At 74.4% G+C, this 15,881-nt stretch carries 14 protein-coding genes; 11 read left to right on the top strand and 3 right to left on the bottom strand.

The window, feature by feature from the left end; translation table 11 throughout:
* The first annotated feature begins 2 nt into the window (after nucleotides 1-2).
* Genes ACIQFX_RS16440 through ACIQFX_RS16425 form a run of 4 tightly spaced genes read left to right on the top strand, consistent with a single transcriptional unit; the run spans nucleotide 3 to nucleotide 6,592 of the window.
* Nucleotides 3-1,157, top strand: coding sequence for an ABC transporter permease (locus ACIQFX_RS16440; protein WP_402463521.1), 1,155 nt, complete (start codon nucleotides 3-5; stop codon nucleotides 1,155-1,157).
* Complete coding sequence (locus ACIQFX_RS16435) at nucleotides 1,154-2,182, top strand: carbohydrate ABC transporter permease (RefSeq protein ID WP_402463519.1); 1,029 nt, start codon at nucleotides 1,154-1,156, stop codon at nucleotides 2,180-2,182. The genes ACIQFX_RS16440 and ACIQFX_RS16435 overlap by 4 nt, the downstream gene beginning before the upstream one ends.
* Before the next feature lie 34 nt (nucleotides 2,183-2,216).
* Complete coding sequence (locus tag ACIQFX_RS16430; RefSeq protein WP_402463516.1) at nucleotides 2,217-4,388, top strand: beta-galactosidase; 2,172 nt, start codon at nucleotides 2,217-2,219, stop codon at nucleotides 4,386-4,388.
* Entirely contained in the window at nucleotides 4,385-6,592 is a 2,208-nt protein-coding gene (locus tag ACIQFX_RS16425) for a glycosyl hydrolase family 95 catalytic domain-containing protein (protein ID WP_402463513.1), read from the top strand. Before ACIQFX_RS16430 ends, ACIQFX_RS16425 begins: the two co-directional genes overlap by 4 nt.
* A gap of 94 nt (nucleotides 6,593-6,686) precedes the next feature.
* Here the strand turns inward: ACIQFX_RS16425 and ACIQFX_RS16420 are convergent, their stop codons facing one another.
* The gene (locus ACIQFX_RS16420) at nucleotides 6,687-7,745 is read right to left on the bottom strand and encodes a LacI family DNA-binding transcriptional regulator (RefSeq protein ID WP_402463510.1); all 1,059 of its coding nucleotides are present in this window, start codon (nucleotides 7,743-7,745) and stop codon (nucleotides 6,687-6,689) included.
* Nucleotides 7,746-8,004: 259 nt separating this feature from the next.
* Here ACIQFX_RS16420 and ACIQFX_RS16415 point away from each other — a divergent pair, with 259 nt between their 5' ends.
* A complete protein-coding gene (locus tag ACIQFX_RS16415) occupies nucleotides 8,005-8,307 on the top strand; it encodes a hypothetical protein (protein ID WP_402463507.1) in 303 nt (100 codons plus the stop codon).
* A gap of 232 nt (nucleotides 8,308-8,539) precedes the next feature.
* Here ACIQFX_RS16415 and ACIQFX_RS16410 read toward each other — a convergent pair whose 3' ends face one another.
* Entirely contained in the window at nucleotides 8,540-8,713 is a 174-nt protein-coding gene (locus ACIQFX_RS16410) for a hypothetical protein (RefSeq protein ID WP_402463504.1), read from the bottom strand.
* A gap of 118 nt (nucleotides 8,714-8,831) precedes the next feature.
* Here ACIQFX_RS16410 and ACIQFX_RS16405 point away from each other — a divergent pair, with 118 nt between their 5' ends.
* Nucleotides 8,832-9,605, top strand: coding sequence for an IclR family transcriptional regulator (locus ACIQFX_RS16405; RefSeq protein ID WP_402463501.1), 774 nt, complete (start codon nucleotides 8,832-8,834; stop codon nucleotides 9,603-9,605).
* 133 nt (nucleotides 9,606-9,738) lie between these two features.
* On the opposite strand, the gene ACIQFX_RS16400 is transcribed toward ACIQFX_RS16405, so the two are convergent.
* Complete coding sequence (locus ACIQFX_RS16400; protein ID WP_402463498.1) at nucleotides 9,739-11,016, bottom strand: ROK family protein; 1,278 nt, start codon at nucleotides 11,014-11,016, stop codon at nucleotides 9,739-9,741.
* Between the two features lie 154 nt (nucleotides 11,017-11,170).
* Here ACIQFX_RS16400 and ACIQFX_RS16395 point away from each other — a divergent pair, with 154 nt between their 5' ends.
* The 5 genes from ACIQFX_RS16395 (at nucleotide 11,171) to dgoD (ending at nucleotide 15,843) form a co-directional block, all read left to right on the top strand.
* Nucleotides 11,171-12,157 carry an SMP-30/gluconolactonase/LRE family protein gene (locus tag ACIQFX_RS16395; protein ID WP_402463495.1) on the top strand — a complete coding sequence of 329 codons (987 nt, stop codon included), beginning with the start codon at nucleotides 11,171-11,173 and terminating at the stop codon, nucleotides 12,155-12,157.
* Nucleotides 12,158-12,183: 26 nt separating this feature from the next.
* The gene (locus tag ACIQFX_RS16390) at nucleotides 12,184-12,822 is read left to right on the top strand and encodes a bifunctional 4-hydroxy-2-oxoglutarate aldolase/2-dehydro-3-deoxy-phosphogluconate aldolase (protein WP_402463492.1); all 639 of its coding nucleotides are present in this window, start codon (nucleotides 12,184-12,186) and stop codon (nucleotides 12,820-12,822) included.
* A gap of 68 nt (nucleotides 12,823-12,890) precedes the next feature.
* Nucleotides 12,891-13,901 (top strand): sugar kinase, encoded by a 1,011-nt coding sequence (locus ACIQFX_RS16385; RefSeq protein WP_402463490.1) that lies wholly within the window; start codon nucleotides 12,891-12,893, stop codon nucleotides 13,899-13,901.
* 47 nt (nucleotides 13,902-13,948) lie between these two features.
* Entirely contained in the window at nucleotides 13,949-14,701 is a 753-nt protein-coding gene (locus ACIQFX_RS16380; protein WP_402463487.1) for an SDR family NAD(P)-dependent oxidoreductase, read from the top strand.
* Entirely contained in the window at nucleotides 14,698-15,843 is a 1,146-nt protein-coding gene (dgoD, locus tag ACIQFX_RS16375; RefSeq protein WP_402463484.1) for a galactonate dehydratase, read from the top strand. Before ACIQFX_RS16380 ends, dgoD begins: the two co-directional genes overlap by 4 nt.
* Nucleotides 15,844-15,881: the final 38 nt, after the last annotated feature.

Raw genomic sequence — 15,881 nt, 5'->3', positions numbered from 1 at the left:
CCGTGAGCACGCTCGACACCGAGACGACGGAACCGGACCGGGACCCGGACGTGGACCCGGACCCGGACCTGGACCTGGAGCGGGGCGCGGACGCTGACCGGGACCCGGACGTGGAGCGGGACCGGGACCGGGGCGCGGACCGCACCGCGCAATCCCGCCGAGCCCTCCGTCGGCGAGCCGACGGAGGACGGGGCCGGGTCCGGGGCCGCGCGCCGGACCACCGGACCGGGAGGATCCCCCTCGGCCGGCGCCTCCGGCGCGACCGCGCCCTCCTCCTCATGACCGCGCCGGCGCTCCTCCTCGTCCTGGTCTTCCACTACATCCCGATCCTCGGGAACGTGGTCGCCTTCCAGGACTACGACCCGTACGTCTCCACCAACGGCGTCACCGCCATCCTGGAGAGCCCCTGGGTCGGCCTCGCCCAGTTCGAACGGGTCTTCTCCGACCCGGGGTTCTGGCACGCCGTCGAGAACACCTTCGTCCTCTTCCTCCTCCAGCTCCTCCTCTTCTTCCCGGTGCCGATCGCGCTGGCCCTGCTCGTCCACAGCGTGCTGCGGCCCCGCGTCCGCGCCCTCGTCCAGGCGATCCTCTACCTGCCGCACTTCTTCTCGTGGGTGCTCGTCGTCACCGTCTTCCAGCAGATCCTCGGCGGCGCCGGCATCATCGCGCAGACCCTCAGGGAACACGGGCACGAGGGCTTCGACCTCATGACCGACCCGGGGATCTTCAAGTTCCTCGTCACCGCCGAGGGCATCTGGAAGGACGCCGGCTGGGGAGTCATCGTCTTCCTCGCCGCGCTCGCCGCCGTCAACCAGGACCTGTACGAGGCCGCCGCCATGGACGGCGCCGGCCGGTGGCGCCGCATGTGGCACGTGACCCTGCCCGCGCTCCGGCCCGTGATCGCGCTGCTCCTCGTGCTGCGCGTCGGCGACGCGCTCACCGTCGGCTTCGAGCAACTGCTGCTCCAGCGCGACGCCGTGGGCCCCGGGGCGGCCGAGGTCCTCGACACCTTCGTGTGGTGGACCGGTCTGCGCAGCCAGGACTTCGGTTACGCGGCCGCCGCCGGAATCGTCAAGGGAGTGGTCGGCCTCGTGCTGGTGCTCTCCGCGAACAAGGCCGCCCATCTCCTGGGCGAGCAGGGGGTGTACCGCAAGTGACCCAGCGCACCACGGCCCAGAACACCACGGCCCAGAACACCACGCCCCGGCGCACCGCGTCCCGGCACGCCCCACCCCGGCCCGCCGGACGCAGGCCGGGGCCCGGGCGGCCCCGGCCGGGCGGCGGCTGGTGGTCGGCGCCCGCCCGGCCCGTCTGGGAGGAGCCGCCCGGCCGGGCCGGCCTCGCCGCCAAGGGCGCCCTCCTCCTCGGGGCCTGCCTCGCGGTCCTCTTCCCGCTCTGGATCGTCGTCGTCACCAGCCTGTCGTCGAAGAAGACGATCACGGAGACCGGCGGTCTGGTGATCGTCCCCCGGGACCTCACGTTCGTCGCCTACCAGGAGCTGCTGAGCGGCGGCCAGGTCACCCGGGCGGCGATCGTCAGCGTGCTCGTGACCGTGACCGGGACCGTCTTCTCGATGGCGGTGTCGATCCTCTGCGCGTACGGCCTGTCCCGGCCCGGCTCGCTCGGCCACCGCTTCATCCTGCTCGCCCTGATGGCCACCATGTTCTTCGGCGCCGGCCTGATCCCCACGTACCTGCTCGTGCAGACCCTCGGCCTCACCGACACGTACCTCGCGCTGATCCTGCCGAGCGCGGTGAGCGTCTTCAACATCCTCGTGCTGCGCGGCTTCTTCATGGGGATCTCGCCCGAACTCGTCGACAGTGCGCGCATCGACGGGGCCGGCGACCTGCGCATCCTCTGGCGGATCGTGATGCCGCTGTCGAGGGCGGTGATCGCCGTTATCACCCTCTTCTACGCGGTGGGCTACTGGAGCGCCTGGTTCAACGCCTCGATCTACCTCGGCGACCAGAACATGATGCCGCTGCAGAACGTCCTCATCCAGCTCGTCCAGAAACAGGAGATCCCGGTCGGCCTCGGCCAGGCCGTCAAGGCCGGGAACCTGTCCGGACTCGCCGTGCAGATGGCCGTCATGGTCCTCGCCCTGCTGCCGGTCGCCGTCCTCTCGCCCTTCGTCCAGAAGCACTTCAGGAAGGGCGTGCTCACCGGCGCCGTCAAGGGCTGAACCCCCAAGTCCCCACCCCCCTACGGAGAGTCAGATGCCGAGCCTCGACGACGTGACCCGGCCGCCCGGCCGACCGCCCCGCATCCTGTACGGCGGCGACTGGAACCCCGAGCAGTGGCCCGAGGACACCTGGACCGACGACCTGCGGCTCATGCGCCGCGCCGGCGTCGGCACCGTCACGCTCGGCGTCTTCTCCTGGTCGCGCCTCGAACCAGCGCCAGGAGCGAGGGAGTTCGGATGGCTCGACCGGCTGATGGACCTCGCGCACGCCCACGGCGTCGGGGTCGTCCTGGCCACCCCCACCTCCTCGCCCCCGCCGTGGATGGGGCGGCTCCACCCCGAGACCCTGCCCCGCGACGAGGACGGCCGCACCGAGTGGTGGGGCTCGCGCCAGCACTTCTCCCACTCCAGCGAGGTCTACCGGCGGCACGCGGCCGCGATCACCGAGGACCTCGCCGCCCGCTACGCCGAGCACCCCGCCCTGACCATGTGGCACATCAACAACGAGTACTGCACCCACGACTGGGGCGACGAGGCCGCCCGCACCTTCCGCCGCTGGCTCCGGAACCGCCACGGCACCCTCGACGCCCTCAACACCGCCTGGGGCAACGACTTCTGGGGCCAGCGGTACGGCGACTGGGACGAGGTCCTGCCACCGCGCCGCGCCCACTACCTGAGGAACCCGGCACACGTCCTCGACTTCCGCCGCTACACCTCCGACCTGCTCCTGGAGTGCTACCGCGCGGAACGCGACATCGTCCGGCGCCACACCCCGCACCTCCCCGTCACCACCAACTTCATGCCCTTCTGGTCCGGCCAGGACGGCTGGGCCTGGGCGGCGGAGGAGGACGTCGTCTCCGTCGACGTCTACCCCGACCCCCGCGACCCGGACGGCGGCCGGTACAACGCGATGATCGGAGACCTCACCCGCTCCCAGGCCGACGGCCGGCCGTGGATGGTGATGGAACAGGCAGCCGGCGCCGTCAACTGGCGGGGCGTCAACCACCCCAAGCCGTACGGCCTCAACCGGCTCTGGGCGCTCCAGTCCGTCGCCCACGGCGCCGACGCCGTCTGCTACTTCCAATGGCGCCAGTCCCGCCAGGGCGCCGAGAAGTTCCACTCCGGCATGCTCGGCCACGCCGGCGAACGCGGCCGCGTCTTCCAGGAGACCGTCCGCATCGGCGAGGACCTCGCCCGGCTCGGCCCCCGGGTCGCCGGCAGCCGCGTCACCACCGACGTCGTCCTCCTCCACGACTGGGACTCCTGGTGGGCCGGCGACCAGGAAGGCGCCCCCTCGCGGCGCGTCGACCACGCCGGCCTCGTCCGCGCCTGGCACAGCGCCCTCTTCGACGCCCACCTCCCCGCCTCCTTCGCCCACCCCCACCACGACCTCACCGGCCACCGACTCGTCCTCGTCCCGCACCTCTACCTCCTCGACGACACCGCGATCGAGAACCTCGTCGCGTACGTCCACGGCGGAGGCACCCTCGTCTGCGGCTTCCTCACCGGCGTCGCCGACCGCGACGACCGCGTCAGGCCCGGCGGCATGGACGCCCGGCTCCGCGCCCTCCTCGGCATCGACCTCGTCCACGAGTGGTGGCCGCTCGACGAGGACCAGCACGTCGACTGCGGCTCCTTCCGCGGCACCCTGTGGTCCGAGGAACTCGCCCCCGCCGACGGCGCCGAGACCGAAGCCGCCTACCGGGGCGGAGAACTCGACGGCCTGCCCGCCGTCCTCCGCAACGGCCGCGCCCGGTACCTCTCCACCCTCCCCGAACCCGCCGCCCTGAGCGGGCTGCTCGCCACCGCCGCCCGTGAGGCGGGGGTCCACCCCGTCCTCGACGACCTCCCTGCGGACGTCGAGGCCGTCCGCCGCGGCGAACTGCTCTTCCTCCTCCACCACGGCCGCGACCCGGTCACGGTGCCGCTGCCCGGCCGCCACCGCGACCTCCTCACCGACACCCCGGTCGAGGGAACGCTGAAGCTGGACCGGTACGGGGTCGCGGTCCTGGAGGAGCACCCGGGCGGTGTCGCGGAAGCCCGCGCTGTCGACGTCCCGGAGGCCCGGCTCGCCGCGGTCCTGGAGGACCACCCGGGCGGTGTCCCGGAGGAGCACCCGGCCGACCTCCCCGAAGAGCACGCCGGCACCGAAGGACACACCGCCACCGAGGAGCGCGCCGTCACCGTCCCCGAGGAGCACCCGTGATCCACGGCACCTGGGAACCCGGGCCCGCCACCCGCTGGGAGGACGCCTTCCTCGCCGGGAACGGCCGGCACGGCGCCCTGGTCGGCGGCGACCCCGAGGACGACCGGGTGACCGTCACCCACCACACCCTCGTCCGGCCGAACAACCCACCCGCCGACACCGCTCCGCCCCGACTCGCCGCCCGGCTCCCCGCCCTCCAGGACGCCCTGCTCGCCGGGGACGCCACCGCGGCCGAGTCGTTCACGGACGGACGGCCGCTGCGCTGGGTCCAGCCCTTCCACCCCGGCTTCGCCACCCGCGTCCGGCGGGCGCCCGCGGCAGGGGTGCTCCCGGTCCGCCGGTCCGTGGACTTCGCCACCGGGGTCGTGACCGGCGTGTGCGGGGAGCGGCGCTCGGAGGTCTTCGTCTCCCGCGCCGACGACGTCGTCGTGCAGTACGTGACCGCGCCCGGTCCGGTGGTCGAGATCGACCTCGACCACCGGCTGCCCGGCGCTCCCGCCGGCCTGACGACAGGCCGGGGCGTCGCCACCGCCCGCCGCGAGACCGTCCTCACCCTGTGCGCCCGCTACCCCGACAGCCCCCTCGGCTACACCGGCCTCACCCTCCTGGTCACCGACACCGGCCGCACCACCCTCACCGCCTCCGGCGTGCGGATCGAGGGCGCCGGCCGGCTGCTCCTCCTCACCCGCGTCCGCCGTGACGAGGGGGACTTCGACAGGGACAGGGACGGGGAGGTGGCGGCGCTGCGCTCACTGGCTGCCGGAGCCGGAGTCACGGACCCCGCCGCCGTCCACACCCGGCTGCTCGCCCGGCACACCGCCCTGCACGAGCCGGCCTACCGGCGGGTCACCCTCGACCTCGGGGCCGACGCGACCGAACGGTCCCTCCCCGGTTCGGCGCTGCTCGCGCGCCCCGAGAGCCCCGCCCTGCTGGAACGCCTCTTCGCCGCCGGGCGCTACCACCTCCTCTCCTCCTCCGGGATGCTGCCGCCCCGGCTGCCCGGGCTGTGGACCGGGGACTGGGACACCGCCTGGTCCGGGGCGTTCACCACCAACGCCAACCTGAACCTCCAGACCGCCTCCGCCGTCGCCGCCGACCTGCCCGAGACGACGCGGGCCCACGCGGCCCTGGTGGAGGGGCAGGTGGACGGGTGGCGGGAGAACGCGCGGGCGATCTTCGGGACCCAGGGGGTCGTCGCGCCCTCCCACACGGACGGCACGTCGGGGCACACGTACCACTTCAGCCGCGAGTACCCCCTCCACCTGTGGACGGCCGGCGCGGACTGGCTGCTCAAACCCCTCCTCGATCACGAGGAGGCCACCGGCCGGCCCACCGCGCGCACCTCCGCGCTGCTGGCCGAACTCGCCCTCTTCTACGAGGACTTCCTCACCCGCACGGACCCCGACGGGCGGATCGCGATCGTCCCCTCCTACTCCCCGGAGAACCGGCCGGACGGCGGAAGCTGGGGCGCGGTCAACGCCACGATGGACATCGCCGCCGCCCGGCACGCCCTGCACGCCGCCGCCGACCGCGCGCCGACCCCCGACGCGGCACGCTGGCGGGCGCTCGCCGACCGCCTCCCGCCGTACCGGGTCAACGACGACGGGGCGCTCGCCGAATGGGCCCGGCCCGGCCTCGGCGACCACTACCGCCACCGGCACCTCAGCCACCTCTACCCCGTCTGGCCGCTGGACGAGATCAACCCGTACGACACCCCCGACCTGGCCCGTGCCGCCCGCCGCGCCCTCGAACTGCGCCGCAGCGAGAACGACTCGGCCCACGGCCACCTCCACCACGGCCTGGTCGCCGCCCGGTTGGGGGACTCGGCCCGCACCGGGGACGCCCTCCGGCAGGTCCTCACCGGGGACTACTTCCACGACTCCCTGATGAGCGCGCACTATCCGGCCCGTGACGTCTACAACGCCGACGCCGCGCACGCCCTGCCGGCCCTGCTGATCGAGTGCCTCGTGCAGTCGACGCCCGGGCGACTCGTCCTGCTGCCCGCCCCGCCGGCCCACTGCCCGCGCGGCCGCGTCACCGGCGTACGGACCCGGTTCGGTGCCCGCCTGGACCTGACCTGGTCCCCGGGGGCGTACCGTGCCGTCCTCCGACCCGACCGCGACGCCGACATCGAGGTGCGGAGCCCCGTGGGGGCGTCCCGACTCGTACTGCGCCGGGGAGAGGAGAGCGTGGTCGGCGGCTGAACCGAACCCCGTGCCCCGGCGGGCGGGACGACCCGCGCGAGGATCGGAGCGCCCTTACCCGGGAGCCCCGTCCGCCGCCCTTTGCGGTGCGCCGTCAGTTCCCGGGCGCGCGAGGCGGCGGAGGGCCGGAGCTGTCCCGCACGGTGAGCGCGGGGGTGAGGAGCTCGACGCCCGCTACTCCGTCGCAGTCGCAGTCGCAGTCGCAGTCGCCGTCGGGTCGGCCGACGAGGCGGGCGATCAGCCGTTCGACGGCCCGGCGGCCCAGCTCGTGCGCGGGGATCGCGACGGAGGTGAGGGCGACCGATGCCTGGGCCGCGATCTGGTCGGCGCAGACCGCGACCACCGACACGTCCTCCGGGACGGCGCGGCCGGTCCGCCGCAGCAGGGCGAGCAGGGGTTCCACGGCGGTCTCGTTCTGCACGACGAAGGCGCTGACGCCGGGGCGTTCGTCGGAGACGCGGGCGAGTACCCCCGCCACGGCGTCGTGGCTGCCCTCGCAGGGCCGGTGCAGCAGCCGGACGTCGCGCTCGGCCGCCCGGGAGCGCAGTCCGCGCAGGGTCCGTTCGGCGAAGCCCGTGTGCCGGGCGTACACCCCGGGGGACTCGCCGACCACCGCGATCTCGCGGTGGCCGAGCCCGGCCAGGTGGTCCACGCACAGGGCGCCGGCCGCCTCGAAATCCAGGTCGACGCAGTTCAGCCCCGCCGGGTCGGCGGGGAGCCCGACCAGGACGGCGGGCGGGCCTGCCGCACGCAGCAAGGGCAGTCGTTCGTCGTCGAGCTGGACGTCCATCAGGATCACCGCCTCGGCGAGCCCGCTGCCGGTGACCCGGCGGAGCGCCGAGGGGCCCTCCTCGCCGGTGAGCAGCAGGACGTCGTAGCCGTGGGCGCGGGCGGCGGTGGCGACGGAGACCGCGATCTCCAGCATCACCGGCACATACATGTCGGTGCGCAGCGGCACCATCAGCGCGATGATCCGCGACCGGCTGCTGGCCAACGCCCTTGCACCCGCGTGGGGTTGGTAGCCGAGATGCTCGATGCTCGCCCGCACCCGCTGCCGGGTGACGGCGGAGATGGGCCGCTTGCCGCTGAGGACGTAGCTCACCGTGCTGGCCGACACTCCGGCGTGCCGGGCGACCTCGGCAAGGGTGACCATCCGCTCTCCCTGCGGGCCGTGACGGGGTGAATCGCTTCGACGCGGTGCGCCGCTCGATCGTCGCGGCGGCCCGAGTCGACCGTAACGCGGGGGAGTTGACGTGTCCATACCGGTGACGAGGGAAAGTCGAAGCGCTTCGACGGTGGGTCGGTGACACGTGTGGACCGAACCGTTCAGTCTTGACAATGAACTGGTCGGTGTAGTCCTCTCCTCCCTGAGGCGGCGCGGACCGCCCCGCTCGGACGAGGGAGGCGGAGAGATGTTCGCTGTGGTGTACCGGTGGCGCGTGCGCCCGGACCGGGAGCAGCTGCTCCTCGACGGCTGGCACCGTGTGACCCTGGCGATCCATCAGGAGTGCGGCAGCTACGGCTCCCGCCTCCACCGCGCCGACGACGGCACCTGGGTCGCCTACGCGCGCTGGCCCGACCGTGAGACCCGGGAGAAGTGCGGCACCCCCGACCCGGAGGGCGAGGCGATGATGCGCGAGGCCATCGCGGAGTACTTCCCCGAGACCCGCCTCACCCTCGTCGACGACCTCCTGGCCGAACCGGTCACGGACTGAGCCGCGAGCCGGCCGGCTGTCGACCGAGGAGCACGGCGCCGGGACCCGCGGCGCGCCCCGACCCCGTACGGGCCCGGGTGTCGGAGCGAGTGCCCCGCTCGGGGCGGGAGGAGGCCCTTGCCCGTCACCGGGCCGCCGCCCACGAGAGCGAGCACCTCGCCGAACCGCTCCAGCGGGAAGGTGCGGCTGACGAGCGGGCGCGAGCAGTCCCAGGGCGAACGCGTGGACCGCGTCAGCCCAGGCGGCGGAGGGCGCGCCAGAGAAGCTGCGGACCTCGGGTCGACGACGCTCGGCTCGGCGGGGAGGCGGCGGCGAGCCGAGGGGCTGCGAGCAGGTCGAGGGTCCCCGCATCGACGACGGCGATCCGCTCGCCGGGCCGAGCGCCGTTCGGTGCGGCGGCGTGCATGACCGTAGGCAGCGATCCGCGGGGGCGTCAACGGGACGGCGTGGTGCCCGCGTTAGTCTCTGTCCGCGATTTCGGTCGTGGTGCGGCATGTCGAACGGCGTGAGGGTGAGGTGGGGGCATGGGGCGACTCGTACCCGCGGTGAGCAGGGCATTCGATGTACTGGAGCTGTTCCTCCAAGGTGACGGCACCCTGTCCGCCCCCGAGATCACCCGCAGGCTCGGACTACCGCGCACCACCACCCACGAACTGGTCAGCACCCTGGCCGCCCGCAACTACCTCGTCGCGGTGCCCGAACGGCCCGGGCGCTACCGCCTCGGTGTGCGGACGTACGAGTTGGGCAGTCGTTACGCCGAGCAGCTCGACCTCGCGGCCGAGGGTCGACGGGTCGCGCACGAGGTGGCCGAGAGCTGCGGTGAGACCGTTCATGTGGCGCTCCTGGAGGGCGTGGACGTCATCTATGTCGCCGAGGTCGACTCCACTCACGCGGTGCGGATGGTGTCGGCCGCGGGGCGTCGGCTTCCCGCCCACTGCACCGCCGTCGGCAAGATGCTCCTCGCCTCCCTCCCCGAGGCGGAGCTCGACGAGCGCCTGGAAGACCGCGAGTTGGTCGCCATGACGCCCCGCAGCCTCACCGGCCCGAACCTCCTGCGCGCCGCGCTCGCAGAGGTCCGCGCGCTCGGAGTCGCCCTGGAGCGGCAGGAGTCCCATCCCGACGTCAGCTGTGTCGCCGCCCCGGTCCGGGACCGGTCCGGCCGCGTCGTCGCGGCCCTGTCCGTCTCGGTGCCGGTGCACCGCTGGACGGAGGACCGCGAGGAGGAGCTCACCGCGCTCGCCGTGCGGGGCGCCGGCGAACTCTCGGCCCGCCTCGGCCACCGTCCCGCCGCACGCTGACGCGGTCGCGGGGTTCTCGGGGCCCGGCCTCGGTCGGCCACCGTCCCGCCGCACGCTGACGCGGTCGCGGAGTTCTCGGGGCCCGGCCCGGCCGTCGGCCCGCCGCACGCTGACCCGGTCGTGTGTGTGGGTCTCAGGACCCCGCGTCGGTCTGCCCCGCGCGCCGGCCGTCCCGGCGTTCGCGGGGCTGGCGCATGCGGCTGACGGGGCCGAAGACCTCGCGGTCGTCGAGGAACCCTTCCAGGGCGAAGGCCGCGGCGCCCCGGGTGACGGCGTTGTGGGGGACGGCGCTGCGCCGCAGTGTCGCGGCCCGGTGGGGCAGGGGAAGGGCGTGCCCGGTGACGGCGTCGAGGGTGGCGGTCAGCAGGCGCTCGCCGAGCAGGTCGACGACCTGGTTGCCGAGGACGAGGACCCGGGGGTTGAGCAGGTTGAGGAGATTGGCCACGGCGGCGCCCAGGTAGCGTCCGGTCCGGTCGATCACGGCGGCGGCCACCGGGTCCTGCTCCGCCGCCGCGCGTGCCAGGGCCGCGACCGTGGCCGCGTCGTCCGGTCCGGTGGCCCGCTCGTCGCCGGGGGCGAGTTCGCGCCAGGTCTGGGCGATCCCGCGGGTGCTGACGTACGCCTCCACGCAGCCGCGGTTGCCGCAGGTGCAGGGCCGACCGTCGAGGGCGAGGCAGGTGTGGCCCCACTCGCCCGCGCTGTTGGTGAACCCGCGGTAGAGCTGCCCGCCGATCGCGATCCCGGCGCCGACGCCGGCGCGCAGCGTCAGCACCACCAGGTCGTCCACCTCCCGGCCGGCGCCGAACCACAACTCCGCGACCGTGCTGGCCCGCAGCGGGTTGTCGAGCCGGAGGGGCAGTCCGAGGCGTTCGTCGAGGAGCGCCCGCAGCGGCACCTCGTGCCAGGACCAGTACGGGGAGAACGACGAGACGCCGCCCTCGCGTTCCACCATGCCGGGCACGCTGACGCCGGCCCCGAGCACCCGCTCGCGGGGCACCCCGGAGGCGCCGAGCAGTTCCTCGACGCAGGCGGCGAGCTGGTCGACGACGTCGGAGGGCCGGACGTCGCCCGGCGGCAGCGGGCGCTCGACGGAGTGCCGGACCTCCAGGGCGAGGTCGAAGAGCTCGGCGTGGACCGAGGTCTCGGCGATGTCGATGCCGATGAGCGCGCCCCGCTCGGCGTTGACGGCGAGCCGGGCCCGGGGGCGGCCGCCGCTGGAGTCCTCGTGGCCGGCCTCGACGAGGACGCCGGCCTCCAGGAGCTCGGCGGTGAGGTTGGCGACGGTGGCGAAGGAGAGGCCGGTGGCCGCCGCGAGGTCCTGGCGGCTCATCGCGCCGGTCCCGGCGTAGAAGCGCCGGAGCACCTCGAAGCGGTTGAGGCGGCGGATGTCCTGTGATGTCCGCTTGATCATCTGTGCTGTGTCCTCCGCTAGGCCGTCCCGTCCGTGACGATCTTATTCAAAGGGTTGGAAGAAGCGGGCGGGGATTATTTACAACCGTTAGACGAACCCGTAGCTTTTCTCTCGCCGCACCCGCACCGCACCCGTGGTCGACCGAGGAGGCCAGATGCAGCACCTCAGGGCCGTGCCCTGTTCCCCCCCGCCCGGACGTCTGACGGAAGGACCCGTCTGGGACCCCCGGCGCCGCGAACTGCTCTGGGTGGACATCCCCGACGGGCTCGTCCACCGGGCCGCCCTGACGCCCGGCGGCCCCAGCGGCCCCGGTAGCTCCGGTGGGCCCAGCGGCCCCGGTAGCTCCGGCGGACCCGGCCGACCCGGCGACACCGGCGGCGACCTGCCCGACCTCGCGCCCGTCGCGACGCTCCGGCTCGACCGCCCCGTCGGCGCCGTCGTGCCCTGCGCGTCCGGAGCCCTGCTCGCCGCCGCCGGGACCTCCTTCCTGCACCTGGCCGAGGACCGCCCGGTCGCCGAAGCCGTCGAACTCGCCGCACCCGTCCTCCCCGACGACGGCCTGCCCCGACGGATGAACGACGCCGCCGTGGACCCCGCCGGCCGCCTCCTCGCCGGCACCATGGCGTACGACGAGAGCCCCGGCGCCGGCGCCCTCTACCGCCTCGACGGCGACGGCCTGGTCACCCTCCTCGACTCCGTCACCATCTCCAACGGCCTCGCCTGGAGCCCCGACGGCACCCGCCTCTACTACGCCGACAGCCCCACCGGCCGCGTCGACGTCTTCGCCTACGACCCCGGCACCGGAGCCCTGAGCGACCGCAGGCCCTTCGCCGTCCTCGACCGCGGCGTCCCCGACGGCCTCACCGTCGACAGCGAGGGCCGCGTCTGGGTCGCCGTCTGGGGAGGCGGCGAAGTCCTCGCCTTCGAGCCCGACGCCACCCTCCACGCGCGCATCGAGGTCGCCGCCTCCCACGTGACCAGCTGCGCCTTCGCCGGACCCGGGCTCGACGTCCTGGTCATCACCACGGCCACCGAGGGCCTCGACGAGGAACGCCTGCGCGCCGAACCCGACGCCGGCCGCCTCTTCGTCTGCCGCCCCGGTGCCACCGGCCTGCCCACCACCCCGTACGCCGACCACTGAGCCCCACCCCGACAAGGAACCTCCCCATGACCACCCCGCACGAGGGGCTGTTCGCCGCCCTGGCGGCCGCCCCCGTCATCGCGATCCTCCGCTCCACCTCCGCCGACCGCTTCGCCGAGGTCACCGACACCCTCGTGGCGTCCGGCGTCCGCGCCGCCGAGTTCACCCTCACCACCCCGGGCGTGCTCGACGCGCTCCGCGAGTACGCCGCCGACGCCCCGCCCGGCCTCGCGCTCGGCGCCGGCACGGTCACCACCCCCGCCGAGGCCCAGGCCGCCGTCGAAGCAGGCGCCTCCTACCTCATCACCCCGACCACCTCCACCGAGGTCATCGCCGAGGCCGCCCGCCTCGACGTGCCGGTGCTCCCCGGCGCGTACACACCCACCGAGATCCTCACGGCCTGGCGGGCCGGCGCCACGATGGTGAAGCTCTTCCCGGCCGCCACCGGCGGACCCGAGTACCTCCGCGCCGTCCGCGCCCCCCTGCCCGACGTCCCCCTCGTCCCGACCGGGGGCATCGGCACCACCGAGGCCCCCGCCTACCTCGCCGCCGGCGCCGCCGCCCTCGGCATCGGCAGCCCCCTCGTCGGCGACGCCTGCGAAGGCGGCTCCCTCGCCGCGCTGGCCGACCGCGCCGCCGCCTTCCTCGACGGGATACGCCGGTGACGCGCCCGCCCGAGCCCGCGACACCTTCGCCGGCAGCACCTCCCGCACCGGCCGCCGATCCCGCACCGGTGGCCGCCCACACCACCCAGTCCGCCCCCCACGCCACCCCGGCCGCCGCCCCCGTCCCGGCAGCACCCCCACCCGCCCTCTTCACCCTCGGCGAGGCCATGGCCGTCGCCGCGGCGCTCCAGCCCGGCCCGCTCGCCAGCGGCGCGCCGCTCCGCCTCGGCTGGGCGGGCGCGGAGGCGACGGTCGCCATCGGGGTCGCCCGCCTGGGCCACCGGGCCGCGTGGACCGGCCGGGTCGGCGAGGACGCGGTGGGCGCGATGGTCCTCGCCGGACTCCGCGCCGAGGGCGTCGACGTCTCCGGCGCCCGCACGGAACCGGCGGTGCCCACCGGGCTGATGCTCCGCGAGCGGCGCACCGCCGACCGGCTGCGCGTCGCGTACTACCGGGCCGGTCTCGCGGGCTCCCGGCTCGCCCCGGGCGACCTCGACGAGGCCCGCCTCGCCGGCGCCCGGATCCTGCACGTCACCGGCATCACCCCGGCGCTGGGCCCCACCGCCCGCGCCGCCGTCGAGCGCGCGGTCGTGGTCGCCAGGGCCGCCGGGGTCACCGTCTCGTTCGACGTCAACCACCGGGAGCGGCTCTGGAGCCGGGCCGAGGCGGCCGACGTGCTGGGCCGCCTCCTGCCGTACGCCGACATCGTCTTCGCCGGACCCGAGGAGGCCACCCTCTTCGTCCCGGAGGACCAGCCCGACCGGATGGCCCGGGCCCTGACCCGGTTCGGCCCCGGGCAGGCGGTCCTCAAACTCGGCGCCAGGGGAGCCCTCGCGGCCGCCGGCGACGAGCTGCACGTCCAGGGCGCCGTGCCCGTCAGCGCCGTGGACCCCGTCGGCGCGGGCGACGCCTTCGTCTCCGGCTACCTCGCCGCCGTCCTCGACGGCGCCCCGGTCCAGGAACGCCTCCACCTCGCCGCCCTCTGCGGAGCGTTCGCCGTCTCCGTCCCCGGTGACTGGGAAGGCCTCCCGCGCCGCGCCGAACTCGACCTTCTCGCCGCCCAGGACATCAGCCGCTGAGCCGTCGCTCCCGGCCCCTTCGTCCCCGCACACAGGAACCCGAACCCATGAACCGATTCTCCGGTCGGACAGCCGTCGTCACCGGCGCGGCCTCCGGCATCGGCGCGGCCAGCGCCGTCCGCCTCGCCGCCGAGGGCGCCTCGGTGGTCGTCTCCGACATCGCCGACGAGGCCGGTGAGGCCGTCGCCGCGGCGATCCGCGCCGCCGGAGGCCGAGCGGCGTACGTACGCTGCGACGTCGCCTCCGAGGACGACTGGACAGCCCTGCGCGAGGCGGCGCACACCCGCTTCGGGCCGGTCGCCGTCCTCCACAGCAACGCCTTCATCCACACGCCGGGCGCCGCCCACGAACTCCCCGTCGCCGTCTGGGACCGGGAGATGGCGGTCAACCTGCGGGCCCTGTACCTCGCCACCCGCACCTTCCTCGACGACCTGCGCGCCGAGGGGGGCAGCGTCGTCGCCACGTCGAGCGTCCACGCCGACTTCGGCCTGCCGGGCTATCCCGCGTACGCAGCCGCCAAGGGCGGCATGTGCGCGCTCGTCCGCCAGTTCGCCGTCGAGTACGGACCCGAGGTGCGCTTCAACTCCGTGCTGCCGGGCCCGATCCTGACCGACGTCTGGAACGACGTCGACGAGGAGGGGCGCCGGCTCTCCGCCGACGCGACCGCGCTCGCCCGGCTCGGCCTCCCCGGGGAAGTGGCCTCGGCCGTCGCCTTCCTGGCCTCCTCCGACGCCGCCTACATCACCGGAACGAACCTGGTCGTCGACGGCGGCTGGACCGTGAAGAAGGACTCCAAGTGAAGATCACCTCCCTGCGCACCTACCTCGTCGCCCCCCGCTGGTGCTTCCTGCGCATCGACACCGACGAGGGCATCACCGGCTGGGGCGAGCCCGTCGTCGAGGGCCGCGCCCACACCGTCGCCGCGGCCGTCGAGGAGCTCTCCGACTACCTGATCGGCCAGGACCCGATGAAGATCGAGGACCACTGGCAGGTCCTCACCAAGGGCGGTTTCTACCGTGGCGGCCCCGTCCTCTCCAGCGCCGTCGCCGGCATCGACCAGGCCCTCTGGGACATCACCGGCAAGGCCCTCGGCGTCCCGGTCTGGCAGCTGCTCGGCGGCAACGTCCGCGACCGCGCGCGGGTCTACAGCTGGATCGGCGGCGACCGGCCCGACGAGGTCGCCTCGGAGGCCCTGGCCCGGAAGAACGAGGGCTTCACCGCGATCAAGATGAACGCCTCCGCGCAGCTGCGGCTCATCGACACCCCGGCGGCCGTCCACGGCATCGTCGACCGGGTCGCCTCCATCCGCGAGGCCGTCGGCGACGAGTTCGACATCGCCATCGACTTCCACGGCCGCCTCACCGCGCCGATGGCCCGCCGGGTCCTGCCGCTCCTGGAGCCGTACCTGCCCTTCTTCGTGGAGGAGCCGGTCGTCCCGGAGCTGAGCGACCGCATCGGCGACATCGTGCGCTCCACCTCCATACCCATCGCGACCGGCGAACGCCTCTACTCCCGCTGGGACTTCAAGAAGGTCCTCGACCAGGGCATCGCGGTCGCGCAGCCGGACCTGTCGCACGCCGGCGGCATCTCGGAGGTGCGCAGGATCGCCGCCATGGCGGAGGCGTACGACGTCTCCCTCGCCCCGCACTGCCCGCTCGGACCGATCGCGCTCGCCTCCTGCCTCCAGGTCGGCTTCGCCGCGCCGAACCTGCTGATCCAGGAGCAGAGCCTCGGCATCCACTACAACACCGGCTCCGACCTGCTGGACTACCTCGTCGACCCGTCGGTCTTCCGGTACGAGGACGGGCACGTGGGCCTGCCCACCGGCCCGGGTCTCGGCATCGAGGTCGACGCGAAGGCCGTCGAGCGGGCCGCCGAGACGGGGCACCGCTGGCGGAACCCGGCCTGGCGCCGGGACGACGGCTCGCTGGCGGAGTGGTAACCAGGACGTACGGAAGGGGCGGGCTCCGGGAGGAGCCC

Origin of the sequence: Streptomyces sp. NPDC093089, assembly GCF_044754405.1 — a bacterium.
Taxonomy (GTDB): domain Bacteria; phylum Actinomycetota; class Actinomycetes; order Streptomycetales; family Streptomycetaceae; genus Streptomyces.
Note: the sequence above shows the minus strand (reverse complement) of the source record. Positions and strands in the feature narration are given on the sequence as shown.

Coding starts and splice junctions, on each gene's coding strand:
- ACIQFX_RS16430 (WP_402463516.1), top strand. CDS start 2,217: ATGCCGAGCCTCGACGACGTGACCCGGCCGCCCGGCCGACCGCCCCGC.
- ACIQFX_RS16420 (WP_402463510.1), bottom strand. CDS start 7,745: ATGGTCACCCTTGCCGAGGTCGCCCGGCACGCCGGAGTGTCGGCCAGC.
- ACIQFX_RS16415 (WP_402463507.1), top strand. CDS start 8,005: ATGTTCGCTGTGGTGTACCGGTGGCGCGTGCGCCCGGACCGGGAGCAG.
- ACIQFX_RS16410 (WP_402463504.1), bottom strand. CDS start 8,713: ATGCACGCCGCCGCACCGAACGGCGCTCGGCCCGGCGAGCGGATCGCC.
- ACIQFX_RS16405 (WP_402463501.1), top strand. CDS start 8,832: ATGGGGCGACTCGTACCCGCGGTGAGCAGGGCATTCGATGTACTGGAG.
- ACIQFX_RS16400 (WP_402463498.1), bottom strand. CDS start 11,016: ATGATCAAGCGGACATCACAGGACATCCGCCGCCTCAACCGCTTCGAG.
- ACIQFX_RS16395 (WP_402463495.1), top strand. CDS start 11,171: ATGCAGCACCTCAGGGCCGTGCCCTGTTCCCCCCCGCCCGGACGTCTG.
- ACIQFX_RS16390 (WP_402463492.1), top strand. CDS start 12,184: ATGACCACCCCGCACGAGGGGCTGTTCGCCGCCCTGGCGGCCGCCCCC.
- ACIQFX_RS16380 (WP_402463487.1), top strand. CDS start 13,949: ATGAACCGATTCTCCGGTCGGACAGCCGTCGTCACCGGCGCGGCCTCC.